The organism is Curtobacterium sp. PhB146, from assembly GCF_004342995.1.
Taxonomy (GTDB): domain Bacteria; phylum Actinomycetota; class Actinomycetes; order Actinomycetales; family Microbacteriaceae; genus Curtobacterium.
The window spans coordinates 1,145,295-1,168,024 of record NZ_SMBN01000001.1; the positions used below are offsets into that span (position 1 = coordinate 1,145,295).

The 22,730-nt window shown below is 71.3% G+C and carries 22 protein-coding genes; 13 read left to right on the top strand and 9 right to left on the bottom strand.

The window, feature by feature from the left end; genetic code table 11:
* Positions 1-24: 24 nt before the first annotated feature.
* Positions 25-3,126 carry a choice-of-anchor G family protein gene (locus EDF33_RS05635; protein WP_165918723.1) on the top strand — a complete coding sequence of 1,034 codons (3,102 nt, stop codon included), beginning with the start codon at positions 25-27 and terminating at the stop codon, positions 3,124-3,126.
* Positions 3,127-3,425: 299 nt separating this feature from the next.
* Here EDF33_RS05635 and EDF33_RS05640 read toward each other — a convergent pair whose 3' ends face one another.
* The 3 genes from EDF33_RS05640 to EDF33_RS05650 form a co-directional block, all read right to left on the bottom strand.
* On the bottom strand, positions 3,426-5,852 hold the full coding sequence (locus EDF33_RS05640; protein ID WP_132099494.1) for an excinuclease ABC subunit UvrA: 2,427 nt from the start codon (positions 5,850-5,852) through the stop codon (positions 3,426-3,428).
* A gap of 95 nt (positions 5,853-5,947) precedes the next feature.
* Positions 5,948-6,628 (bottom strand): hypothetical protein, encoded by a 681-nt coding sequence (locus EDF33_RS05645; protein WP_132099404.1) that lies wholly within the window; start codon positions 6,626-6,628, stop codon positions 5,948-5,950.
* Positions 6,629-6,907: 279 nt separating this feature from the next.
* Positions 6,908-8,293 carry an FAD-linked oxidase C-terminal domain-containing protein gene (locus EDF33_RS05650; RefSeq protein ID WP_132099495.1) on the bottom strand — a complete coding sequence of 462 codons (1,386 nt, stop codon included), beginning with the start codon at positions 8,291-8,293 and terminating at the stop codon, positions 6,908-6,910.
* A 140-nt stretch (positions 8,294-8,433) separates the two neighbouring features.
* Here EDF33_RS05650 and EDF33_RS05655 point away from each other — a divergent pair, with 140 nt between their 5' ends.
* Positions 8,434-9,387, top strand: coding sequence for a manganese catalase family protein (locus EDF33_RS05655; protein WP_132099496.1), 954 nt, complete (start codon positions 8,434-8,436; stop codon positions 9,385-9,387).
* A 19-nt stretch (positions 9,388-9,406) separates the two neighbouring features.
* On the opposite strand, the gene EDF33_RS05660 is transcribed toward EDF33_RS05655, so the two are convergent.
* Together EDF33_RS05660 and EDF33_RS05665 are read right to left on the bottom strand one after the other, a co-directional pair.
* Positions 9,407-9,841: a VOC family protein gene (locus EDF33_RS05660; protein ID WP_123939129.1), complete on the bottom strand. Its 435-nt coding sequence runs from the start codon at positions 9,839-9,841 to the stop codon at positions 9,407-9,409.
* Between the two features lie 119 nt (positions 9,842-9,960).
* Positions 9,961-10,833, bottom strand: a complete 873-nt coding sequence (locus EDF33_RS05665; RefSeq protein WP_123294644.1) for a DUF808 domain-containing protein — start codon at positions 10,831-10,833, stop codon at positions 9,961-9,963.
* 98 nt (positions 10,834-10,931) lie between these two features.
* Between EDF33_RS05665 and EDF33_RS05670 the strand changes: the two genes are divergently transcribed.
* On the top strand, positions 10,932-11,201 hold the full coding sequence (locus EDF33_RS05670) for a hypothetical protein (RefSeq protein WP_123294645.1): 270 nt from the start codon (positions 10,932-10,934) through the stop codon (positions 11,199-11,201).
* A gap of 4 nt (positions 11,202-11,205) precedes the next feature.
* Here EDF33_RS05670 and EDF33_RS05675 read toward each other — a convergent pair whose 3' ends face one another.
* Genes EDF33_RS05675 through EDF33_RS05685 form a run of 3 tightly spaced genes read right to left on the bottom strand, consistent with a single transcriptional unit; the run spans position 11,206 to position 12,674 of the window.
* On the bottom strand, positions 11,206-11,601 hold the full coding sequence (locus EDF33_RS05675) for an arsenate reductase ArsC (RefSeq protein ID WP_123672903.1): 396 nt from the start codon (positions 11,599-11,601) through the stop codon (positions 11,206-11,208).
* Positions 11,602-11,629: 28 nt separating this feature from the next.
* On the bottom strand, positions 11,630-12,043 hold the full coding sequence (locus EDF33_RS05680; RefSeq protein WP_123939127.1) for a VOC family protein: 414 nt from the start codon (positions 12,041-12,043) through the stop codon (positions 11,630-11,632).
* Positions 12,044-12,083: 40 nt separating this feature from the next.
* Positions 12,084-12,674: a TetR family transcriptional regulator gene (locus tag EDF33_RS05685; protein WP_165918724.1), complete on the bottom strand. Its 591-nt coding sequence runs from the start codon at positions 12,672-12,674 to the stop codon at positions 12,084-12,086.
* Positions 12,675-12,783: 109 nt separating this feature from the next.
* Between EDF33_RS05685 and EDF33_RS05690 the strand changes: the two genes are divergently transcribed.
* Positions 12,784-13,725: an aldo/keto reductase gene (locus tag EDF33_RS05690; protein ID WP_132099498.1), complete on the top strand. Its 942-nt coding sequence runs from the start codon at positions 12,784-12,786 to the stop codon at positions 13,723-13,725.
* Between the two features lie 84 nt (positions 13,726-13,809).
* Here EDF33_RS05690 and EDF33_RS05695 read toward each other — a convergent pair whose 3' ends face one another.
* The gene (locus EDF33_RS05695) at positions 13,810-14,403 is read right to left on the bottom strand and encodes a TetR family transcriptional regulator (protein ID WP_132099499.1); all 594 of its coding nucleotides are present in this window, start codon (positions 14,401-14,403) and stop codon (positions 13,810-13,812) included.
* A gap of 68 nt (positions 14,404-14,471) precedes the next feature.
* On the opposite strand from EDF33_RS05695, the gene EDF33_RS05700 reads away from it, so the two are divergent.
* The 9 genes from EDF33_RS05700 to EDF33_RS05740 all read left to right on the top strand — a co-directional run bounded on the left by EDF33_RS05700 (position 14,472) and on the right by EDF33_RS05740 (position 22,729).
* Positions 14,472-15,230 carry an SDR family NAD(P)-dependent oxidoreductase gene (locus EDF33_RS05700; RefSeq protein ID WP_111086884.1) on the top strand — a complete coding sequence of 253 codons (759 nt, stop codon included), beginning with the start codon at positions 14,472-14,474 and terminating at the stop codon, positions 15,228-15,230.
* A 73-nt stretch (positions 15,231-15,303) separates the two neighbouring features.
* Positions 15,304-15,939 carry a nucleotidyltransferase domain-containing protein gene (locus EDF33_RS05705; RefSeq protein ID WP_132099500.1) on the top strand — a complete coding sequence of 212 codons (636 nt, stop codon included), beginning with the start codon at positions 15,304-15,306 and terminating at the stop codon, positions 15,937-15,939.
* 28 nt (positions 15,940-15,967) lie between these two features.
* Positions 15,968-16,381, top strand: coding sequence for a hypothetical protein (locus tag EDF33_RS05710; protein ID WP_123340571.1), 414 nt, complete (start codon positions 15,968-15,970; stop codon positions 16,379-16,381).
* Between the two features lie 189 nt (positions 16,382-16,570).
* Entirely contained in the window at positions 16,571-17,398 is an 828-nt protein-coding gene (locus EDF33_RS05715; protein WP_123294748.1) for an ABC transporter ATP-binding protein, read from the top strand.
* Positions 17,399-17,411: 13 nt separating this feature from the next.
* Positions 17,412-18,254 (top strand): ABC transporter permease, encoded by an 843-nt coding sequence (locus tag EDF33_RS05720; RefSeq protein WP_207896064.1) that lies wholly within the window; start codon positions 17,412-17,414, stop codon positions 18,252-18,254.
* A gap of 169 nt (positions 18,255-18,423) precedes the next feature.
* Positions 18,424-19,548 carry an ABC transporter substrate-binding protein gene (locus EDF33_RS05725; RefSeq protein WP_243692364.1) on the top strand — a complete coding sequence of 375 codons (1,125 nt, stop codon included), beginning with the start codon at positions 18,424-18,426 and terminating at the stop codon, positions 19,546-19,548.
* 48 nt (positions 19,549-19,596) lie between these two features.
* The gene (locus EDF33_RS05730) at positions 19,597-20,661 is read left to right on the top strand and encodes an LLM class flavin-dependent oxidoreductase (protein WP_131845212.1); all 1,065 of its coding nucleotides are present in this window, start codon (positions 19,597-19,599) and stop codon (positions 20,659-20,661) included.
* A complete protein-coding gene (locus EDF33_RS05735; RefSeq protein ID WP_132099501.1) occupies positions 20,658-21,398 on the top strand; it encodes an isochorismatase family cysteine hydrolase in 741 nt (246 codons plus the stop codon). Before EDF33_RS05730 ends, EDF33_RS05735 begins: the two co-directional genes overlap by 4 nt.
* Positions 21,395-22,729, top strand: a complete 1,335-nt coding sequence (locus tag EDF33_RS05740; protein WP_132099502.1) for an NtaA/DmoA family FMN-dependent monooxygenase — start codon at positions 21,395-21,397, stop codon at positions 22,727-22,729. Before EDF33_RS05735 ends, EDF33_RS05740 begins: the two co-directional genes overlap by 4 nt.
* Position 22,730 lies beyond the last annotated feature (1 nt).

The following is a 22,730-nucleotide window of genomic DNA, read 5'->3' on the forward strand; positions in this document are numbered from 1 at the left end:
CACCAGGATCAGGAGCGAAGCCACATGAGGCTTGGAGTACTCGAGCGCGCCCAGAAAGACCCAGGGGCGTCCACTTCCACCCGATGGTCAGGCCGGAGCAAGGGCGTCGCGATCGTCACCGCAGCCCTCCTCGGCGCCGGCGGCAGCATCCTCGCCGCCGCCCCCGCGACGGCAGCGCCCGTCGCGTCGACCGGGCAGGGGCGCTTCCTCAGCGGCTCCGCGCTCGGGTTGAACCTCGACGACATCCTCACCGTGACCCCGGCGGACGCGGTCAACACCGGTGGGGCCACGGACACCGACGTCCACCCGCTCGACGTCACCGCGCTCAATGCGGTCAACGTCAACCTGGGCGGGGGCCTCAACCTGCTCGGGAACAACGGCATCCTCACCCTCGGTGCCGTCAACCAGTACGCCGCCGCCAACGCCGACGGCAGCTCCGTCGCCGCGTCCGGCGCGGTGACGAACACCGGCGGGATCGGCGTCGGCGGCCAGGACGGCGTCCCGCAGTCCAACGCCACGCTCGACCTGTCGGGCCTCATCGGAGCCGACCTGGCAGGCGCACTCGCGAACGCCCAGCTCGAGGTCGGCGCCGTCTCGGCCACCGCTGCGCAGGCAGCCGGCCCGGACGGTGCGCAGACGGGCGACTACGGCATCGCCGGACTCGACCTGTCGCTGACGAGCCCCGCACTCGGCACCACGGTGTCCGGCCTCCGCACCACGCTCGGCACGCTCCAGCCGACGGTCGACGGCGTCGAGGACACCCTGAACGCGCTCGGCCCGCTCGTGCAGGTCCAGGGCCTGCCCGACCTCGTCACGGTGCTCGACTCGGCCACCGGCGACGTCACCAGCGCCGACGGCTCGATCACGGCGAACCTGCAGACCGGTGCGATCACGGTCGACGTCGCCGCAGTGCTGACGAACGCCGGCCTGGACATCAACAACCTGCCGGCGAACACCGAGCTGCTGCCGTACATCACGGAGGCCCTCACGACCCAGCTCCTGCCGGCGGTCACCACCGCGCTGCAGGGGGTCGTGACCCAGCTCACGCAGTCGCTCCGCGGGCTCACCGTCACGGTGGCCGGGATCCCGCTGCCGATCGGTCAGCTCCTCGACGTCGTGAACCCCGTCATCGCGCAGGTCGTCGCCCCGATCAACCAGGTCGTCGCCGGCCTCGGTGAGACGGTCATCACGCCCCTCGCCAACGCCCTGACGACCGTCGTGTCGCTGCAGGCCAACGTGCAGGAGACCAGCGCCGACGGCGTCTTCACCCAGCGTGCCCTGCGCGTCGCACTGGTGCCGGCCGCCGGCACCGCCGTCGTCAACCTCGCCTCGGCTGCGGTCGGTCCGAACGCCGGTCCGCTCGCGGTCCCGACGATCACGACGCTCGACCCGGACAACGGGCCGGTCGCCGGTGGCACGGTCGTCACCGTCACGGGGACGGGCTTCACGGACGACGCCACGGTGTCGGTCGACGGTTCCGACCCGATCGCGGCGGACTCCGTCTCGGACGACGGCACCGAGCTGACCTTCACCACGCCGGCGCACGTCGTCGGCACGGTCGACGTCACGGTCACCACGCCCGCCGGTGAATCCGAGCCGCTCGACTTCACCTACACCGACGACGCGGCCGCGGTCCCGACCATCACGACGCTCGACCCGGACAACGGGCCGGTCGCCGGTGGCACGGTCGTCACCGTCACGGGGACGGGCTTCACCAACGACGCCACGGTGTCGGTCGACGGTTCCGACCCGATCGCGGCGGACTCCGTCTCCGACGACGGCACCGAGCTGACCTTCACGACGCCGGCGCACGACGCCGGGACGGTCGACGTCACGGTCACCACGCCCGCCGGTGAATCCGACCCGCTCGACTACACGTACAACCCGGCACCCGTAGCGGTGCCCACGCTCACGACGCTCGACCCCGACAACGGACCGGTCGGCGGCGGCACACTCGTCACCGTCACGGGCACCGGGTTCACCGACGACGCGACCGTCTCGGTCGACGGGTCCGACCCGATCGACCCGGAGTCGGTCTCCGACGACGGCACCGAGCTGACGTTCACGACCCCGGCGCACATCGCCGGTCCCGTCGACGTGACGGTCACGACCGACGCCGGGACCTCGGACCCGCTGACGTACACCTACAACCCGGCACCCGCCGGGGCTCCGACGCTGACGGCGCTGGACCCCGACAACGGTCCGGTCACCGGTGGCACGGTCGTCACGGTCTCCGGCACGGGCTTCACCGACGACTCGACGGTCTCGGTGGACGGTTCCGACCCGATCACGCCGGACAGCGTGTCGGACGACGGCACCGAGCTGACGTTCACGACGCCGGAGCACACCGCCGGTGCGGTCCCCGTGACCGTCACCAACGGCTCCGGCACCTCGGCGCCGCTGCCGTACACGTACAACCCGGCCCCGGCCGCGGTCCCGACGATCTCCGCGCTGGACCCCGACAACGGTCCGGCCGCGGGCGGCACGGTCGTGACCGTCACGGGCACCGGCTTCACCGACGACTCCACGGTCTCGGTGGACGGTTCCGACCCGATCACGCCGGACAGCGTGTCGGCGGACGGCACGACGCTCACCTTCACGACCCCGGCGCACGCTGCCGGTGACGTCGAGGTCACGGTGACGACCCCGGGTGGCACCTCCGACCCGCTCGTCTACACCTACAACCCCGCGTCGACCACGACGACCCCGCCGCCGGTGATCACCTCGCCGACGGACGGTGGCACCGTCACGACGCCCAACCCGCCGATCACCGGCACCGGTCAGCCCGGCGCGACCGTCACGGTCACCGACGGCACGGTCGTCGTCTGCACCGCGGTCGTCGCGGCGGACGGCACCTGGAAGTGCACGCCGATCGTCGGCTTCGGCCCGGGAACGGTGACCATCACCGCCACCCAGACCGGCGCAGACGGCACCTCGGCGGCGTCCGACCCGGTGACGTTCACCGTCCGCCTGGCAACCGCCGGCACCGGTGGCGCGGGTGGTACCGGCCCGAACGGGACGCTCGCCTACACCGGTAGCGACCCGGCCCCGGTGATCGCCTTCGCGATCCTGCTGATGCTCGCGGGCGTCGGGCTCACCATCGCCCGCCGCTTCCGTCGGGCCTAGTCCGCACCACCAGCAGCGCCCGTCGGGATCCGTCCCGGCGGGCGCTGCTGCGTGCGTGCGCGTGCGTGTGCGTGCGTGTGCGTTGGCGTGTGCGGTGCATGCGTGTGCATCATGCGACGGGGCACCGGTTGATCGACGCGTGGAACGTCGGAACATGCACACGCAGCAGATGCGTGTGCATCATGCGACAGGGCACCGGTTGATCGACGCGTGGAACGTCGGAACATGCACACGCACCGGCGGACGGGAGGCGCGGTGCAGGCCCGCCACAGACCTCGTCCGTCCCCGGGTGCGCGCGATCAGAGCCCGAGCTGCTCCCGCAGGTACGGCGCGGTCCGGCTCTCGGCGGACGCCGCGACCTCGGCGGGGGTGCCGGTGGCGACGACGCGGCCGCCGTCCTCGCCACCAGAGGGCCCCATGTCGATGACGTGGTCCGCACTCGCGACGACGTCCATGGCGTGCTCGACCACGACGACGGTGTTGCCGGCGTCGGTGAGGCGTGCGAGCTGTGCGGTCAGCAGCTCGACGTCGGCGGGGTGCAGGCCCGTCGTCGGTTCGTCGAGCAGGTAGAGCGTGTGCCCGGTGCGCGCGCGTTGCAGCTCGGTCGCGAGTTTGATGCGCTGGGCCTCGCCGCCGGACAGCTCCGGTGCGGGCTGCCCGAGCCGCAGGTAGCCGAGGCCCACCTGACGCAGGGCCTCGAGCCCGCGGGCAGCGGCCGGCAGCGATGCCAGCAAGGGGGCAGCCTGGTCGACGGTCATGCCCAGGACGTCGGCGATCGACGCACCGTCCCACTGCACCTCGAGCGTCTCGTCGTTGTAGCGCGCACCGTGGCACTCCGGGCAGGGCGCCCAGCTGCCCGGCAGGAACAGGAGCTCGACGGACACCGAGCCCTCGCCCTGGCACACCTCGCACCGGCCGCCGGCCACGTTGAACGAGAAGCGGCTGGCGGTCCAGCCGCGGGCCGTCGCGTCGTCGGTCGCGGCGAACGCGGCACGCACGGCGTCGAAGAGCCCGGTGTAGGTGGCGAGGTTCGAACGTGGGGTGCGGCCGATCGGCTTCTGGTCGACCTGCACGACGCGGTCGACGAGCGGGTGCGACGTCGCGACGCCGGGCAGGACCCCACCGACGAGCGACGACTTGCCGGAACCGCTGACGCCGGTGACCGCGGTGAGCACCCCGAGCGGCAGGTCGACGGCCAGGTCCTGCAGGTTGTGCAGGGTGAGGTCGCGCAGCTCGAGGGTCCCGACGGGGGTCCGGACGGTGCGCTCACCGTCGGCACGGTCGCGCGGGTGCAGGAACCGTCGGGTGACCGATGCCTCGACGTCGGCGAGGCCGTCGACGGGGCCGCTGTACAGGACGGTGCCCCCGCCGGACCCGGCACCCGGGCCGACGTCGACGATCCAGTCCGCCCGCCGCACGATGCTCATGTCGTGCTCGACGACGAAGACGCTGTTGCCGCCGGCACGCAGGTCGTCGAGGACCTCGACCAGGGACTCGGCGTCGGCCGGGTGCAGGCCAGCGCTCGGTTCGTCGAGCACGTAGACGACACCGAACAGGCCGGAGCGCAGTTGCGTCGCGATGCGCAGGCGCTGCGTCTCGCCGGGGGAGAGGGTCGGGGTGGCCCGGTCGAGCGCGAGGTACCCGAGGCCCAGGCCGACGAGCACCTCGACCCGGGTGAGCAGGTCGCGCGAGATCGCGACCGCGACCTCGGTGTGCTCGCCGGACGAGGCGCGTGAGGTGGCAGCGCCGGCGTCCGTGATGGTGGCGATCGGGCGCAGGACGTCGGCCAGCGCCGTGAGCGGCAGGCCGTTCAGGTCGGCGATCGAGTGGCCGCCGACCGTCACCGCGAGCGCGGCCCGGGTCAGGCCGGTGCCGCCGCAGAGGCCACACGGACCCGACTCGACGAACTGCAGCACCTTGGTCCGCTGCGTCTCGCTCTGCGAGTCGGCGAGGGTGTGCATCACGAACTGGCGTGCGCTCCAGAACCGCCCCTTGTACGGCTTCGCGACGCGGTCGCGCTTCGGGTGGACCTGGACCACCGGCTGCTCCTCGGTGAACAGCAACCAGTCGCGGTCCTGTCGGGAGAGCTCACGCCACGGCACGTCGATGTCGTAGCCGAGCACCGCCGTGACGTCGCGCAGGTTCTTGCCCTGCCACGCCCCGGGCCACGCAGTGATCGCGCCGTCGCGGATGCTCAACGACGGGTCGTGGACGGCCGAGGCCTCGGTGACCTCGTGGGCGATGCCGAGTCCGTGGCAGCGCGGGCAGGCCCCGGCCACGGTGTTCGGCGAGAACGAGTCGGACTCGAGCCGGTCGACGCCAGACGGGTAGGTGCCGGCGCGGGAGAACAGCATGCGCATCGAGTTCGACAGGGTCGTCAGCGTGCCGACGGTCGAACGGCTGCTCGGGGCACCGCGGCGCTGCTGCAGGGCCACGGCGGGTGGCAAGCCGGTGATCGATTCGACGTGCGGCGTCGAGCCCTGCGCGATGAGCCGTCGGGCGTAGGGAGCGACGGACTCGAGGAAGCGGCGTTGTGCCTCGGCGAACACCGTGCCGAACGCGAGCGAGGACTTGCCGGAGCCGGAGACGCCGGTGAAGGCGACGATGCGGTTGCGCGGGATGTCCACGTCGACGTCCTGCAGGTTGTGCTCACGGGCGCCGCGGACGCGGATGAAGTCGTCGGGCCCCGGTTGGTCGTCGGTCACGGTCGAGCGGGGAGCGGGCATCTGCTCGATGGTAGGCGGGTGCTGCTGAACGTGGTGAAGGGCCGTCCCGGTTGCCCGGGGCGGCCCTTCACGTGTGGTGCGTGTGGTGCGGGGTGTTACTTGATCTGTGCGGTGATGGTGGCGGTGCCGACGAGCAGGCCGCGCTTGACGGCGTCGGTGCCGAAGGTCTTGTTCAGCAGGCCGGCGGCGTCTTCGGAGACGTGGACGGTGGTGCCGGTCAGGATGGCGTTGTCGCCCTCGAGCTGGAGGGGCTTGAGGGAACCGCCCCAGAGCTCGAACAGGAACGCGTTGGACGCGGCGACCTTGCCGTTGACCAGGACGTCACCGTAGAGCTTCGAGGAGCCCGGGTTCACGACGAAGTTCTCGAGCGTGACGGTGGTGTCGCCGGCCTTCAGCGTCAGGCCGGAGTCGTCGTGGTTGAGCAGGCCCTGCACGTAGGGCTTGTAGTTGCCGTCCGGCGACCAGTACGTGACCGACCCGGCGGTGATCGGGAACGACACCGACCCGTCAGCCAGGGTCGCATCTCCGGAGACGCCGGGGGTGAGCTTGAGGGCGGTGAGGGCGTCGGTGAAGCCGGAGTCGAGCTTCACGGCGGTGGAACCACCGAGGACCTCGGGGACCGAGGCGACCGGTGCGGGGATCTTCGACGACGACGACGAGACCGTGTGGACCTGGGGGGTCGAGGCCTGGGCGGAGGAGATGCCGAACGCGGCACCGCCGAGCACGAGGGCGCCGGTCGTGGCGAGGGTGATGGAGGTCTTCAGGCTCTTGCGCATGGTGATCGTTTCCTTTGCTGAGGTGTCGCGCTCGGCGCGGCTGCTGTGTGCGCGCCGAACACACCCTGGTGCAGGGTGGAGAACCAGCAATGTGCGGCTGGTGAGCGCTCCGGGTGTTTCCCGGTCTGTGCAGGTGATTCGGGGGCCTCCGGCAAAAGGTTTGGACCGATCTGTCCTCGTTACCGGTCTGTGACCTTCGCGCCCTGGACGCGACCAGCGGACGGACGGGAGGCCCGGTGCCAGCTGGCACCGGGCCTCCCGTCCGTCGTCCACGTGGGTTCAGAACGCCTTGCCGGGATTCAGGGTGCCCGCCGGGTCCAGGGCGTCCTTGACGGCACGGTGCATCGCGAGGACCCGCTCGCCGAGCTCCTGCCGCAGGCCGGGCAGCTTGAGCAGGCCGACGCCGTGCTCACCCGTGACGGTGCCGCCGAGTGCCAGGCAGTCCGCGACGATCTGGTCGAACGCCTGCTTCGCGCGGGCCTTCGCGGCGTCGTCGCCCTCGGGAGCGATGATCAGCGGGTGCAGGTTGCCGTCGCCGGCGTGCGCGATGTTCGCGATGGTGACGTCGTGCGCTGCCGCAGTCGCCTGGATCCGTCGGAGCATCTCGGGCACCGCGCTGCGGGGCACGCAGATGTCCTCGGTGAGCACCGGTCCGAGCCGCTCGAGTGCCGGGTACGCGAGTCGCCGTGCCTGGAACAGCCGGTCGATGTCGTCGGGGTCCGTGGCGCGCTCGACGTCGGTGCCGCCGGCCTGCGCGAAGACGGCTGCGACCTGGTCGGCGAGCTCGTCCCCCGCGGCACCACGCTCGTCGACCCGGGCCAGCAGCAGGGTGTCGACGTCGGACGGCAGCCCGAGGTGCATCCAGTCGTCGACGGCCCGCAGGCAGGTCCGGTCCACGATCTCGAGTGCTGCGGGGATGATCCCGGCACGCGAGATCGCGGCGACGGCGTCCCCGGCGGCGCTGAGCGAGGGGAAGTACCCGATCACAGCACGTTCGTCGCGTCCGGCAAGGGGGAGCAGCTTGACGGTGACCGACACGACGATGCCGAGCGTGCCCTCGGACCCGACCATCAGGCCGGCCAGGTCGTACCCGGCGACGCCCTTCGCCGTGCGGCGTCCGAGCTCCACCACGGAACCGTCGGCCAGCACCACGGTCATCCCGAGCACGTAGTCGCGGGTGACGCCGTACTTCACGCAGCAGATCCCGCCGGCGTTCGTCGCGACGTTGCCGCCGATCGTCGAGATGGCCGAGCTGGCGGGGTCCGGCGGGTACCAGAGTCCGTGTTCCGCGACGGCAGCCCGCAGTGCGTCGTTGACCACACCGGGCTGGGCGACGGCGTAGCGCTCGTCGGTGTTCACCTCGAGCACCGCGTCCATCAGCTCGAGGGACAGGACGACCGATCCGGCCATCGCGTTCGCCCCGCCGGACAGCCCGGTCCCGGCGCCGCGCGGCACGACCCGCACGCCGGCGGCTGCCGCCCACCGGACGGTGGCGACGACGTCGTCGGTGCTGCGTGCGAGGACGACGGCGAGCGGTGCGGTGGAGTCGGCCCACTCGGCGTCGTCGTGGCGGTACCGCTCGAGCGACGCCGGGTCGCGGAGGACCTGGTCCGGCTCGAGCAGGTCGTCGAGGGCGGCTGTGTCGGCGGCGTGACTGACGGTCATCGGTTCGGGGGTCCTTCCGGGCGCGGCGGTGCGGCGCCGACGACGATACCGCGCTGAGTGGACGACCCGTGTCGCCTGCCAGGGACGCCGGACGACGGTGAGGCACGCGGCGGATCCGTCGCGGTGAGCAAGGAGGCCCCATGTACTTCCACGCACAGACCTGGATCAACGAGATCGCCGACGGCGAGCCCGACCCGGCAGCCGCCAACGCCCTGCAGGAAGGGCTCGGCGGGCAGTTCGGCGAGATGCGCACGATGATGCAGTACCTGTTCCAGGCGATGAACTTCCGTGGCCCGGCGGCGAAGCCGTACCGCGACCTCATCCAGGGCGTCGGCACCGAGGAGATCAGCCACGTCGAGCTCATCGGCACCACGATCTCCCGCCTGCTGGACGGCTCGCCCGAGTACACCGGCAAGCTCACCGACCCGCTCGACAAGCCGGGTGCGAAGGGTGCGACGCCGCTCAACATCGCGCTCGACACGAGCAACATCCACCACTACCTGGTCGGTGCCCAGGGTGCCCTGCCGGTCGACGCGGCCGGCAACCCGTGGAGCGGCAGCTACGTCTACAACTCCGGCAACCTGCCGCTCGACCTGCTCTACAACCTGATGCTCGAGTCCACCGGTCGGCTGCAGAAGTGCCGCATCTACGAGATGACGGACAACCCCACCGCCCGCAGCACCGTCGCGTACCTGATCGTCCGCGACCAGGCGCACGAGAACGCCTACGCGAAGGCGCTCGAGACCCTCGGCGTCGACTGGAAGACCCTGCTGCCGATCCCGAAGACGAACGCCGAGCGGTTCCCGGAGGTCAAGGAGCTCCTCGACCTCGGGCTGCAGAGCAAGCAGTACAGCTTCGACCTCGACGGGGCGTCCGAGGCGGGCAAGATCTTCCGCGGCGCGTCCCCGTCGAAGGACGGCACGGACCTGACGGCGACCGAGCAGGCCCCGGCCGGCGTGCCGTCGTTCATCGCTCCGGAGCGCCTCGAGGAGTTCGGTCCCGGTCTCGACGCCGACCTGCTGGCGCTCATCCAGCAGACGGCGGAGCTCGAGCTCGACGCCGTCGAGGTGAGCACGTTCGGGCCGGTGGCCTGAACCTGCGCGGGCTCGCGGATCAGTCGAGGCAGAACTCGTTGCCCTCGACGTCCTGCATCACGATGCAGGACTCGTTGACCTGATCCGCGAGCATGCGGCGGAACTGCGTCGCGCCGAGCGCGACGAGGCGGGCGCTCTCCGCGTCGAGCGCTGCGAGACGTTCCTCGCCGACCAGACCGGTGCCGACCCGGACGTCCAGGTGCACGCGGTTCTTCACCGTCTTGCCCTCGGGAACCCGCTGGAAGAACAGCCGCGGCCCGACGCCCGTCGGGTCGACGCACGCGAAAGCGGAGTCCTGGTGCTCGGGCGGGAGCGAGGCGTTGAACGCCTGCCAGTCGTCGAACCCGGGCGGGGGAGCAGGCACCTCGTAGCCGAGGACCTCGCACCAGAACCGGGCGACCCGCTCCGGCTCGGCGCAGTCGAACGTCACCTGGACCTGTCGCACCGTTGCCATGCGCGCCAGGGTAGGCGCGCGGCGCGGGTCGCGCGCACCCGTTCTGCGACGCTCCACGAGTCGTTCGACGCGTGCACCGTCGGAACACTCGTGTTCCGACGCCGGAACAGAAGTGTCAGTCAGTGCTTCCCGCGGAGGCGACCGATGCCGAGGACGATCGCCACGACGACCATGCCGAGGACGACGCCGGCGACCGCCGAGACTGCGGTGTCGACGATCCACGTGATGACCGGGCCCGTGGCCTCGATCGCGTGCTCGATCGTGTGCAGCAGGTCGTACGGGCCGTGCCAGAAGGTCTCGGCGAGGTTCGCGATGACCAGGTGCCCGCCCACCCAGAGCATGGCCACTGTGCCGATGACGCTGATGACCCGGAAGACCGTCGGCATCGCCCGCACGATCCGCGCTCCTGTGCGACGGGTCCGGCGGACCGAGTTCTTCATCATCTGCAGACCGACGTCGTCGATCTTCACCAGCAGGGCCACCGCGCCGTAGACGACCGCGGTCATGACGAGACCGATCACGATGAGGGCGCCGAGCGTCGGCCAGAGCCCGAGGTCGGGGTCGAGGCCGGCCAGGGCGATGAGCATGATCTCGGTGCTCAGGATGAGGTCGGTCCGGATGGCGCCGAACACGAGCTTCGGTTCGGTGACCGAGTCGGTGGAGCCTGCGCCGTGGTGGACACCGAACCACTCGGTGACCTTCTCCGCGCCCTCGAAGCACAGGTACGTCCCGCCGATGAGCAGGAGGTACGGCAGCACCCAGGGCGCGAACGCGGTGAGCAGCAGCGCCAGCGGGATGATGATGATGAACTTGTTGAACAGGCTGCCGAGCGCGATGCGCCCGACGACCGGCAGTTCCCGGGCCGGCGCGAGTCCCTGCACGTACTGCGGCGTGACCGCGGCATCGTCGATGACGACCCCGGCGGTCTTCGCGCTCGCCTTCAGGGCCGCGGAGAGGATGTCGTCCACCACGGCGAGCAATCCGACTGACATGACTTCGTTCTCCGCTCGTCCGGGCCTGTGACGGTGCTCAGCGTAGTGGGCGCGGCGGACCCTGAACGCCGCCGGGGCACCGTCCGTAGGCTGACGGCATGGCTGACTTCACCGCTGCACAGGCCGCCGTCGTGCGGATCGAACGCGCCGAGGAAGGGCGTTGGGACCTCACGGTGATCAGCGACTCGGGCGTGAAGATGGGGCACGGCGTGTACCTGTTCGATGCCGCGCACGACGACGCCGAGGACGAGCAGGCCGCCGCACTCGACTTCGTGCGCGACTACGGCTTCCGGTTCGAGCGCGACGCCGTGCAGGCTGACGGCGCGGACGCATACTGGGCGCCGCTGCTGCCGTCCGACCAGCAGTAGCCGGCTACAGGGACGCGATCAACCGCTCGACCCGCATCCGGATGTCGTCGCGGATCGGGCGGACCTGCTCGATCCCCAGCCCGGCCGGGTCGGCGAGGTCCCAGTCCTCGTACCGCTTGCCGGGGAACACCGGGCAGGCGTCCCCGCAGCCCATGGTGATGACGACGTCCGACTCGCGCACGGTCTCGGTCTCAAGCACCGCCGGTCGGGCGTCGGCGATGTCGATGCCCTGCTCGGCCATGGCCTGCACGGCGACGGCGTTCACCTGGTCGGCGGGCTCGCTGCCGGCGGAGAACACCCGGACGCGGTCACCGGCGAGGTGCTGCAACCACCCCGCGGCCATCTGGGAGCGTCCGGCGTTGTGGACGCACACGAACAGGACGGCGGGGCGGTCGGTCATGCGCCCATCATCCCAGCGAGGGCGCCCGTCATCCCAGCGCCGACGCCTCGAACCCGATCAGCCACGTGACACCGAACGCGTCCCGCACGGTGCCGTCCCAGTCACCCCACGGCCGTTGCTGCAGGGCATCGACGACCGTGCCACCCTCGGCGAGCGCGTCGAACCACCGCCGCAGCACGTCGGGTTCGTCGGCCCCGAGGAGCGAGAACAGCAGGCCGGTCGCCGCGAACGGCTCGTCGGTCTCGCTCGCGTCCGCGGCGAAGAGCTGCAGCCCGCCGGTGAGCTGCCCGTGGGCGACCGCGTCGGCGGGGCCGTCGGTCCGTGAGAAGTCGGCGTAGGTCGCGATCTGGACCTCGCCGCCGAAGACACCCTGCCAGTGCTCGAGGGCCTGCCTGGCGGTGCCGGCGAACTGGAAGTACGGCGACGGTCCGGTGACGTTCATGCCCGGACGATACCGCTGGACGACGGCGCGCGTCCGCTCGTCAGGCGCTCGGTGCGATGCCGTCGAACGCGCGTCGCAGGATCGCGGCCGCGTCGGGGTCGTCGCCCGTGGCCCAGGTGGTGATCGCCACGTCGAAGCACCCGAGGGCTGCCTGCACGAGGACCCGTGCCCGCAGGTCGGCGTCGGGGCCGTGGAGCTGCTCGACGACGAGGGGCGTCAGGACGTCCGCCCAGGCCTGGTGCTTCTCGAGGTTCCGTGCGCGCAGTGACGCGGTGCTCGTCATCACGCGGACGGACCGTCGACCGGTCTCGGGGTCGTCGGTGCTGCCGCGCTCGAGCATCTCGGCGAACGCCTCGCGCAGCGCGGGCCACACCGGTTGGGTCGTCGACCGCGACCGGAACGCCTCGGCGAGGGCGTCCCGGTGTCGCGTGGGGTCGCCGATGACGGCGTCCTCCTTCGCGGGGAAGTACCGGTGGAAGCTCCGCGCCGAGATCCCCACCTCGGCGGCGACCTGCTCCACGGTGACGTTGTCGAACCCGTTGGTGTCGAACCGCTCGAGGGCCACGGCGGCGATGCGCGCGCGGACGGCATCGCGGGTGATGTCCCTCAGGCCGGTTCGCACGTCGCTCACGGGGCCGATCGTACCGCGACGTCATCTTCGGTCCAAGTTGTCAGACTCTGACAGTAGTGGCGTACAGTGCCACTCGCATGACCACCACACGTCACGAAGGGACGGCACCATGCAGCAACGCACCCTCGGCCGACAGGGCCTCACCGTCAGCGCCATCGGCTACGGCGCCATGGGCACCACGTTCGCGTACGGACCCGGCGACGACACCGAGTCCGTCGCCGCGATCCGGCACGCCCACGAACTCGGCGTCACGCACTTCGACACGGCCGAGCTGTACGGCTGGGGGACCGGCGAGCGGCTCCTCGGCGCGGCGCTCGCCCCGATCCGCGACGAGGTGACGATCGCGACGAAGTTCGGGTTCACGCCCGAGGCCTACGCGCCGGACTCCCGACCGGAGCACATCCGGCAGGTGGTGGACGCGAGCCTGCAGAACCTCGGCACCGACTCGATCGACCTGCTCTACCAGCACGTCCACGATCCGGCCGTCCCGATCGAGGACGTCGTCGGCGTGATGCAGGAGTTCGTGCAGGCCGGCAAGGTCCGGTACCTCGGCCTGTCGAACACCGATGCCGACCAGATCCGCCGCGCGCACGCTGTGCACCCGATCTCGGCGTTCCAGACCGAGTACTCCGTCTTCTCGCGGGAGTCCGAGGCGCTCTTCCCCCTCGTGGACGAGCTCGGCATCGGCGTCGTCGCGTACTCGCCGCTGGCGCGCGGGTTCCTGAGCGGTGCCGTGCAGCCCGCGAGCGCCTACGCGGCCGACGACATCCGCCAGCAGCTCGAGTGGTGGGCACCGGAGCACTTCGACGCGAACGTCGTCGTCGTCGCCGCACTCACCGAGATCGCCGACGCGAAGGGCGTCTCGCTCTCGCAGCTCGCGTTGGCCTGGATCCTGGCGAAGCGGGCCGACCTGGTCCCGATCCCCGGATCGCGCAACCCCGGACGCGTCGCCGAGAACGTCGCCGCCGCCGAGGTGCGGCTCACTGACGACGAGGTCACGCGCATCGACGCGCTGTCGCGCGACGTCCGTGGGAAGCGAGCGATGGGCTGAACCCGGCCGGGTGTCGGACGGGAGGCCCGTGGTGCGCCCGCCACGGGCCTCCAGCCCGTCCGGTGGTCGTGTCCAGGGCGCGTCTCAGGCGAGCAGGGCGAGTGCGCGGTCCACGACGTCCTCCGGACGGCCGTCGCCGTGCAGCGCCCACCAGGTGAGGGCCGCGCTCGCCGCGGCCGCCAGGGCGTGTGCGCGCACCGACACCGCGAGGTCGTCGGGCGTCGCGCCGTCCCGCTCGGCCACGAACCGGACGATCGCGTCGGTCAGGGTCGTGACCGTGGCCGCGCCGACGTGCTCGAGCGAGGGGTTGGCGCGGATGACACGGAGTCGGTGGCGGGTGACCTCGACGGCGTCGTCGGGGAAGGTCGCGCCGATCCGGTAGGCCGCGCGCAGGGCGACCGACGACGACTCCGTGGACGGCCGCTGTCGGAGTGCGTCCCCGAACCGCGAGGCGAACTCGTCGAGCCCGCCCCAGACGAGCGCCGCCTTGTTCGGGAACAGTCGGAACAACGACCGGCGGCTCACCCCGGCAGCTGCGGCGACGTCGTCCATCGACACGGCGTCGAAGCCCTGCTCGTCGAACAGCCGGAGCGCCACGAGGGACACCGCGTCCGGGTCGATCGTGCGGGGGCGTCCCGTCGGTCGATCGCTCGTCGGCCGGTCGCTCGTCGGGCGCATGGAGTCCTTTCGGCACTGAGTGCTATAACCATCGTGGCGCAGCGAGCGCCTCTCAGTGAGGAGACGACATGACCGACACCACCGCCGGACGTTTCACCGGCAGGACCATCATCGTCACCGGGGCGGGTTCCGGCATCGGACGCGCCACGGCGACGCGCATCGCGAACGAGGGCGGGCGGGTGATCGCGACCGACGTCGTCGCCGACCGCCTCGACGCGCTCCGCACCGAACTCGACGGCCTCGAACTCGAGACCGTCGTCGGCGACGTCGCCGCGACCGAGACCATCGACGCGCTCATCGCGGCCGCGGGTGATCGCATCGACGGACTGGCGAACGTCGCCGGCATCATGGACGCCTTCCTGCCGCCGAGCGAGGTCGACGACGCCACCTGGGACCGCGTCTTCAGCGTCAACGTCACCGGGCCGATGCGCCTCACCCGCGCCGTCCTGCCGCACATGATCGCCGCCGGTCGCGGCGCCGTCGTGAACGTCGCGTCCGAGGCCGCGCTCCGCGCGTCGGCAGCGGGTGCGGCGTACACGGCGTCGAAGCACGCGATCGCCGGGTTCACCAAGAGCGTGGCGTTCTTCCACGGGCCGCAGGGCATCCGGGCAAACGCGGTCGCGCCGGGCGCGGTCGCGACGAACATCGAGGCGCCGATGCGCAGCGAGTACGCCGCCAGCCGGGTCGGCCCCATCATGCAGGTCGCCATCCCGCCGGTGGCGCAGCCGGAGCAGCTCGCAGCGGCCATCACCTGGCTGCTCAGCGACGACTCCGCCAACGTGAACGGCGCCGTGCTGCCGAGCGACGGTGGGTGGTCGGTCGTCTGACGAGAATGCTCAGATACGAGTAGAAATCTACTAGAAGTGGTAGATTTCTACTCGTATCCGATCGGAGGTCCCGATGCAGTTGCAGTCCCCCTTCGCGACGGTGACCACCTCCGTGGACGGCGATGTGCTCGCCGTGTTGGCACGAGCGCCAGGACCGATGACGATCGCGGCCATCTGCAGCCTGGTGCCGGACCGGTCGTACGCCGGGGTCCGGAACAGCGCGGATCGGCTGGTCGAGCAGGGTGTCGTCGACGGGCACCGGACCGGACGGACGAAGTCGTTCAGCCTGAACCGGGAACACCTCGCCGCCGATGCGATCACCGCTCTGGCCGATCTCCGGCGCGCGTTCCTCGAACGACTCCGATCCGGCTGTCGATCGATCCCCCTCCGGTACGCCGCGCTCTTCGGATCCGGCGCCCGTGGTGAGATGCGGCCGGACAGCGACCTCGATGTCTGCTTCATCGTCGAGCACGGCCGACGTGCGGAGGCAGAAGACCAGATCCACGCGTTGTGCCGTGCGGCCGGTCGGTGGACCGGGAACGCCGTGCGGCCGGTCCTCTTCGACGAGGACGAGATCGACGGCACCGACCCGCTCCTCGCATCGGTTGCCGGGGACGGGATTCCCATCGCAGGCGATGGTCGATGGCTGTCCCGGAAGCTCCGTACCCTGACCGTGCTGCCGAGCGACGGCGGGTGGTCGGTCGGCTGAGGCGGGACGCGCCGCCTACACTGCCGACATGACCGAGGTCCCCGTCGCGCGCTCCGAGTGGGGCCGGTTCGCCCCCGACTCCGTCGAACGCCGGATGCTCGAGCACACCGGCACCGCCCTCGGCCTCGTCCTCCGCCCGCGCACGGTCGTGCTCGACCGCGCCCGGGTCGAGGTCGAGGGCATCGACGACGCCGACCGCGTCGTCGTGCAGCTCGTCGCGAACCAGGGCGCCTACAAGCCCGCCTGGCGCAACAAGGTGATGGCTGACCTGTTCAAGCTGCTGTGGCTGCGGCAGTCGGTCCCCGGCGTGGAACGAGCAGTGCTCGTCGTCGCCGAACCCGCGGCGAGGGCGCTCGCCGGGTGGGTGGCGGTGGCCGCCGAGGACCTCGGCGTCGAGGTGCTCGTCTGGGACGGGCAGACCGCGGTCCCCTCGCCGCGCTGAGCGCAGTCGACCCGACCCGCGCACTCGTTCACACGTTCGCAACACATGTGGTCCGACTCCGTAACACGGGCGTCCTAACCTCATCACCAGCAGCGGATTTCCGCGTCGCAGACCAACCCGAGCTCGCGACGCACGCTCTCCGCCATACGAGACCGAGCCTGCGTGCTCGCCGACGGTATGGAGGAACGGATGACCACATCAGCGGTCCGCGTGGACGCGGTGCGCAAGGTGTACGGCAGCGGCCCGAGCGCCATGGTCGCGCTCGACGACGTCGAGTTGACCATCGAGCCCGGGAAGTTCGTGTCGCTCATCGGCCCGAGCGGCTGCGGGAAGTCGACGCTGCTCCGCCTGGTGGCCGGGCTCGAGCCCGCCGACCGCGGTGACGTCCGGGTGCACGGTGTCACGCCGGCCCAGGCCTGCGCGGCGAAGCTCATCGGACTCGTGCCCCAGGCACCGGCGCTGCTGCCCTGGCTCACCGTGCTGCAGAACGTGTCGCTCGCCGGGCGCGTGAACCCGGGTGCCGGCCGCCGCCGCGCCGCCATCGAGGACCTCGAGGAGCGCAGTACCGGCACCGGCCCGGACATGCGCGAACTCCTGCGGATGGCGGGACTCGGCGAGGCGATGGACAAGCTCCCCGCACAGCTGTCCGGCGGCATGCAGCAGCGTGCCGCGATCGTCCGGGCCTTCGGCCTGCGCCCCGACGTCCTGCTGATGGACGAGCCGTTCTCGGCGCTCGACGAGTTCACCCGCGAGAGCCTGCAGGACCAGCTGCTCGACCTGTGGGACGAGCTGCGCACGACGGTGCTCTTCGTGACGCACTCGGTGTCCGAAGCCGTCCGGATGTCGGACACCGTCGTCGTGATGGCGCCGCGCCCCGGCCGGATCGTCGACGTCATCGACATCGACCTGCCCCGCCCGCGCAACCAGCGATTGTTCGAGGAACAGCGGTTCCACGAGTACGAAGACCTGGTCCGGACCCGTCTGCACAGCGCCTGGCGCATGACCGATGCGGCCTGAGGGAGACGGGACCATGAGCGCCACCACCACCTCCACGCCCGCCGCGACCGCCACCACGGCCGACGCCGAGCGACGCACCGCCCGCCGACCGGTGCCCGGTTGGCTCCGACCGACCGTCTGGTTGCCCCTCGTCGTGATGCTCGCCGTCCTGGCGGTGCTCTGGCAGATCGGCGCGACGGCGATGCCGTACCTGCTGCCGCCGTTGCCCGCGGTGGGGGAGACCCTCGCCACGCAGCTGCCCTACTACCTGCAGAACGCCGGCATCACCCTGGCGGAGTCGCTCGTCGGCCTGGCCATCGGGTTCCTCGCCGCCTTCGTGCTCGCGGTGCTGACGAGTGAGCTGCCGATCGTCCGCCGTGCGGTCATGCCGATCGCGATCGTGCTGAACGTCACACCTCTCGTCGCGATCGCCCCGGCCCTGGTGGTGGCGTTCGGGTTCGGGCCGCTGCCGAAGCTCGTCATCACGGCGCTCATCTGCTTCTTCCCGATCCTGATCAACACCGCCGCAGGCCTGCGGTCCGTGCCGCAGCCCGTGCTGCAGGTGTACAAGACGATCGATGCCTCCCGGTTCGAGATGCTCGTGCACCTGCGGATCCCGAACGCCCTGCCGTTCGTGTTCGCGGCCCTGCGGATCGTGTTCCCGCTGTCGATCATCGGCGCGGTCGTCGCGGAGCTGTCCGCCTCGGGTTCGACCGGCGGCCTCGGCACCGTGATCAGCACGGCGTCGTCGATGAACCAGCTCGACGTCGTCTACGCGGCGATCGCGATCCTCGCGGTGATGGGCGTGGTCCTGCTCGGACTCATCACGGTCGTCGAGCGCCGTGTCCTGCACTGGCACCGCACCGCGAACGACTGACGCGCGGTCCGCCGGCCGCACCATGCGGCCGCCCCGCGGCCCTGCCGCACCACCCGCCGGCGCGAGCCTGCCCGCGCGACGTCAGCCGCGCCTCCAGGCCGACGTCCGGCGACCCACCGACCCACCCGCACCCGCCCTGCACCACCCATCCCTTCCCACAGGAGTGACCATGCAGCACAGCACCATGCAGCACCGCACCAAGGCCGCACTCGCGGCCCTCGCCACCGCCGTCGTCGCCCTCGCGCTCACCGGCTGCAGCACCGGCTCGAGCGCCGGCACCACCTCGTCCGAGGGCAGCGCGATCTCGGCCGAGCGGTGCAAGGAGAACCAGGACGCCGGCAAGATCACCTACCTTTCCGGCTACCAGTACCAGTCGTCGGCGTCGATCCTCGAGTACATCGCGGCGGACGAGCTCGGCTACTTCAAGGACCTCTGCCTCGACGTGACCCTGAAGCCGGGCTCGGGTGACACCGCCCAGAACACGAAGCTCCTCGCCAGCGGCCAGGCCACCGTGTCCGCCGTCGCCGAGCAGGACCTCATCCAGGCCCGGGCGAACGGCATCGACATCACCGGGATCTCGTCGTACTCGAACGCCGGCCTCGACGTCCTGATGACGAACAAGGACATCACGAAGCTGCCGCAGCTCGACGGCCAGGTCGTCGGCCACAAGGGCTACGTCCCCGCCTCGGTCCGGGCGATGATGGAGAAGGCCGGTGTCGAGTGGGACTCCCTCACGCTCGTGAAGGAGGGCTACGACCCGTCCGTCCTGCCCCGCAAGCAGAACGGCCTCGAGGCGCTGACCGGCTTCGTGTCGAACGAACCGAACCTGCTCAAGGCCGCCGGTGACGACGTCACCGTCTGGCAGCCCGTCGACTACGACATCCCCTCGTCGATCGGTGCGATGGCCGTGAACCCCGCCTTCGCGAAGGCGCACCCGACCGCGGTCGAGGACGTCCTGCGCGCAGCCCTGCACGCCTACGACTTCTGCTCCGCGAGCGAGGCGAAGACCAAGCAGTGCGTCGGGTACGCCGCGAAGCTGTCCGGCGCCACCTACGACACCGCCCAGAACACCAAGATCTGGACCACCGAGACGAAGGTCATCGCGGACAACCCGACGCCGGACCAGCCGCTCGGCGGGATCGACCCGGAGAACGTGACGAAGCTCGTGGACATGCTGCACCAGTTCGACATCGTCAAGAGCTCCGTGACCGCCGACGACGCGAAGCGCTGGTTCACGAACGAGTACATCGACGCCATCACGAAGGACGGCGAGACCGTGTGGCCGGCACCGTGAGCGCCATCGTCACCGAGTGTTCCGCAACGACCAGAAAGGCGGCGTGAGATGCCCGCGAAGGAGTACGGGATCTTCCTCCCGATCGGCAACGGCGGGTGGATGCTCTCCACCACGGCACCCCACCCCGAGGCGACCTACGCGTGGAACAAGCGCGCGGCGCTGCACGCCGAGACGATCGGCCTGGACTTCGTGATGTCGATGGCGAAGTGGCGCGGCTTCGGCGGCTCCACCGACCACTGGGGTCGCTCCCTCGAGTCGATGACGATGATGGCCGGCATCGCCGAGGCCACCGAGCGGGTCAAGATCTGGGCGACGATGCACGCCAACGTCCACAACCCGGCGGTCGCCGCGAAGATGTACACGACGCTGCAGGACGTCTCCGGCGGCCGGGCCGGCATGAACATCGTCAACGGCGCCTACGCGGCGGAGTTCGAGCAGTTCGGGATCTGGGACGCGGCCCTCAGCCACGCCGACCGGTACCGGATGACGGAGCTCTGGACCGAGGCGGTCACGCGCCTGTGGACCGAGGACAGCGTGACGATGCACACGCCGTACTTCGACCTCGACGCGTGCGAGTCCCGCCCCCACCCCGCATCGCGGCCGACCATCATCAGCGCCGGCAAGTCCGAGGCAGCCCGGGCGTTCCAGGCGAAGCACGCCGACGGCGCCTTCCTGGCAGCGGACAGCCTGGACGAGATGCGCGACCTGTCCCGCGACGTCCACGACCGCGCCGCCGCCGAGGGACGCGAGTGCCGCACCTACTCGATGCTCACGGTCGTGCAGGGCGAGACCGACGCCGCCGCGCAGCGGAAGGTGCGCGAGTGGGGTGCCGGCGTCGACCGCGAAGCACTGGCCTCGATGCGGGCGTCGTGGGGCGTCCCCGCCGAGCAGGCGCGTGCCTGGGCGGACGGTGCTGCCGGTGAGGACGCGTTCCAGACCGCGTACGTCGCCGGGTCCGCCGAGACCGTCATCGAGCACATCGAGTACATCGTCGACCGGGGCGAGCTCGACGGCCTGATGCTGATCTTCCCCGAGTACGACCAGGACATGGTGCTGTTCGGGGAGACCGTCCTGCCGGCGCTCCGCCAGCACGACGCGGCGGTCGTCCGGTGACCGGGGGACCCGACGCGGGTCGCGACCCGCGGCTCGCGCAGTTGCTGTCCGCTCCGCTCCGCCCCGCGCTCGTCGTCGTCGACGTGCAGCGCGACTTCGGTGAGCCGGCGCGGATCGCCCCCTACGGACTCGACGACCGCGCGTCCGTCGCCGTGGCCGCCGCCGTCACCCGCATCGGCTCGCTCGTCGACGAGGCCCGCGCAGCGGGCGTCCCCGTCGTCTGGGTCGAACTCGGCAGCGACCCGGCCCGGCCGTGGCGCTCCAGCACGTGGCTGCGCGGGGGCGACCCGGACGGCCCGATGCCGGACGACGAGCCCTGCCGGATCGGCACGGAGGGCGCCGAGTGGTACCGCACGGCGCCCGAGCCCGGTGAGACACGCGTCGTCAAGCGCGGCTACAGCGGGTTCCTGGGCACCGACCTGGAGGCCCGGCTCACCGCCGCAGGGATCGGCTGGGTCACCGTCGTGGGACTCACGACCGAGTGCTGCGTCCTCGCCACCGCACAGGACGCGATGCAGCTCGGCTGGCCCGTGGTGGTCCCGCAGGACGCCACCGCCGCGTACGACACCGACGTGCACGACGCCGCGCTCACCCTGATCGACCTCAACGTGGGCGTCGTGACCGACGCCGACGAGACGGTGGCGCTGTGGCGCGCGGCTGCTGACGCTGCTGCGTCTGCGTCTGCGTCTGCGTCTGCGTCCGGGTCTGCGTCCGCTTCGCCGGTGGGTGCCCGATGAGCGGCATGCACCTGGCCTACGACCTGTCCTTCACCCACACCGAGGGGCGGTGGGCAGCGGCCGGCAGCTGGGTCGGCCAGGACTTCCCCGACGTCCGCATGTACATGGAGGTCGCCCGGACCGCCGAGCGCGCAGGCGTGGACATGCTGTTCTTCGGCGACGGGTCCGGTGTGCCGAGCACGTGGCGCGGCAGCATCGACCCGGCCGTCGAGTGGGGCATCCAGTGGCCCCGGCAGGACATGTCGCCCGTGATCGCCGCGATGTCCACCGTCACGGAGCACATCGGGTTCGGGCTCACCTACTCGTCCACGTTCACCCACCCCTTCTCCGTCGCCCGACTGCTCAACTCCCTCGACCACGTCACCGGCGGGCGGATGGCGTTCAACGTCGTCGCCTCGTCGCGGGGCGCGGACGCGGCGAACTACGGGTCCGACCACCTGATCGACCACGACCTGCGGTACGAACGGATGGAGGAGTTCATCGGCGTCTGCCGTGCGCTCTGGGACTCCGTCGCCCCGGACGCGATCGTCCGCGACCGCGCGACCGGCCGGTTCGCCGACCCGGCCGGGGTCCACCCCATCGACCACGACGGCCGCTTCTTCAAGGTGCGCGGCCCGCTCGCGAGCGTCCCGAGTCCGCAGCGGCACCCCGTCGTCGTGCAGGCCGGCAACTCGCCGCGCGGCATCGCCGCCAGCGCGTCGTTCGCCGACCTGGTGTTCGGGTTCGGGTCGAGCGTCGCCGGACAGCTCCGGCACCGGAACGCCCTCGACGCAGCGCTCACCGACGCCGGTCGGGACCCGTCCGGCGTCGGGATCCTCTGGGCGACCCAGGTCATCGTCGGCGCCACCGACGCCGAGGCCGCCGCCCGCCGTGACTCGCTGCTGTCGTTCTGGAACCGCGAGGCCGTCGGCACCTTCATCTCGCACAACGCCGGGTACGACTTCTCCACGCTCCCGGAGACGTTCCGCCTCGGCGAGCTGCGCGACGAGATCGTCGCCGCGCAGGCGAGCCCGGCCGGCCTGGTCGGCAGCCTGACCGCCGAGTTCGGCGAGGACCACACCATGGACCGCGACGACTTCTTCGAGCACGGCTGGCGTGCCGCGACGGGCCTCGACCACATGCTGGTCGGCGACGCCGCGGGGGTCGCCGACGCCCTGCAGGAGAACTTCGCGGCCACCGGCGGACGCGGCGGCTACATGCTGTCCAGCCCGCTCGGCATGCCCACCGGGTTCGCCGACCTGAGCGAGCTGCTCGTGCCGGAGCTGCGTGCCCGAGGTGCCCTGGCGCCGCGGTACCCGGGGTCGACGCTCCGCGAGAACCTGGCGGTGTGAG

Excerpts from the sequence above, each read along its gene's own strand:
- EDF33_RS05635 (WP_165918723.1), top strand. The coding sequence starts at position 25 with ATGAGGCTTGGAGTACTCGAGCGCGCCCAGAAAGACCCAGGGGCGTCC.
- EDF33_RS05640 (WP_132099494.1), bottom strand. The coding sequence starts at position 5,852 with ATGCCCGCTCCCCGCTCGACCGTGACCGACGACCAACCGGGGCCCGAC.
- EDF33_RS05645 (WP_132099404.1), bottom strand. The coding sequence starts at position 6,628 with ATGCGCAAGAGCCTGAAGACCTCCATCACCCTCGCCACGACCGGCGCC.
- EDF33_RS05650 (WP_132099495.1), bottom strand. The coding sequence starts at position 8,293 with ATGACCGTCAGTCACGCCGCCGACACAGCCGCCCTCGACGACCTGCTC.
- EDF33_RS05655 (WP_132099496.1), top strand. The coding sequence starts at position 8,434 with ATGTACTTCCACGCACAGACCTGGATCAACGAGATCGCCGACGGCGAG.
- EDF33_RS05660 (WP_123939129.1), bottom strand. The coding sequence starts at position 9,841 with ATGGCAACGGTGCGACAGGTCCAGGTGACGTTCGACTGCGCCGAGCCG.
- EDF33_RS05665 (WP_123294644.1), bottom strand. The coding sequence starts at position 10,833 with ATGTCAGTCGGATTGCTCGCCGTGGTGGACGACATCCTCTCCGCGGCC.
- EDF33_RS05670 (WP_123294645.1), top strand. The coding sequence starts at position 10,932 with ATGGCTGACTTCACCGCTGCACAGGCCGCCGTCGTGCGGATCGAACGC.
- EDF33_RS05675 (WP_123672903.1), bottom strand. The coding sequence starts at position 11,601 with ATGACCGACCGCCCCGCCGTCCTGTTCGTGTGCGTCCACAACGCCGGA.
- EDF33_RS05680 (WP_123939127.1), bottom strand. The coding sequence starts at position 12,043 with ATGAACGTCACCGGACCGTCGCCGTACTTCCAGTTCGCCGGCACCGCC.
- EDF33_RS05690 (WP_132099498.1), top strand. The coding sequence starts at position 12,784 with ATGCAGCAACGCACCCTCGGCCGACAGGGCCTCACCGTCAGCGCCATC.
- EDF33_RS05695 (WP_132099499.1), bottom strand. The coding sequence starts at position 14,403 with ATGCGCCCGACGAGCGACCGGCCGACGAGCGATCGACCGACGGGACGC.
- EDF33_RS05700 (WP_111086884.1), top strand. The coding sequence starts at position 14,472 with ATGACCGACACCACCGCCGGACGTTTCACCGGCAGGACCATCATCGTC.
- EDF33_RS05705 (WP_132099500.1), top strand. The coding sequence starts at position 15,304 with ATGCAGTTGCAGTCCCCCTTCGCGACGGTGACCACCTCCGTGGACGGC.
- EDF33_RS05710 (WP_123340571.1), top strand. The coding sequence starts at position 15,968 with ATGACCGAGGTCCCCGTCGCGCGCTCCGAGTGGGGCCGGTTCGCCCCC.
- EDF33_RS05715 (WP_123294748.1), top strand. The coding sequence starts at position 16,571 with ATGACCACATCAGCGGTCCGCGTGGACGCGGTGCGCAAGGTGTACGGC.
- EDF33_RS05720 (WP_207896064.1), top strand. The coding sequence starts at position 17,412 with ATGAGCGCCACCACCACCTCCACGCCCGCCGCGACCGCCACCACGGCC.
- EDF33_RS05725 (WP_243692364.1), top strand. The coding sequence starts at position 18,424 with ATGCAGCACAGCACCATGCAGCACCGCACCAAGGCCGCACTCGCGGCC.
- EDF33_RS05730 (WP_131845212.1), top strand. The coding sequence starts at position 19,597 with ATGCCCGCGAAGGAGTACGGGATCTTCCTCCCGATCGGCAACGGCGGG.
- EDF33_RS05740 (WP_132099502.1), top strand. The coding sequence starts at position 21,395 with ATGAGCGGCATGCACCTGGCCTACGACCTGTCCTTCACCCACACCGAG.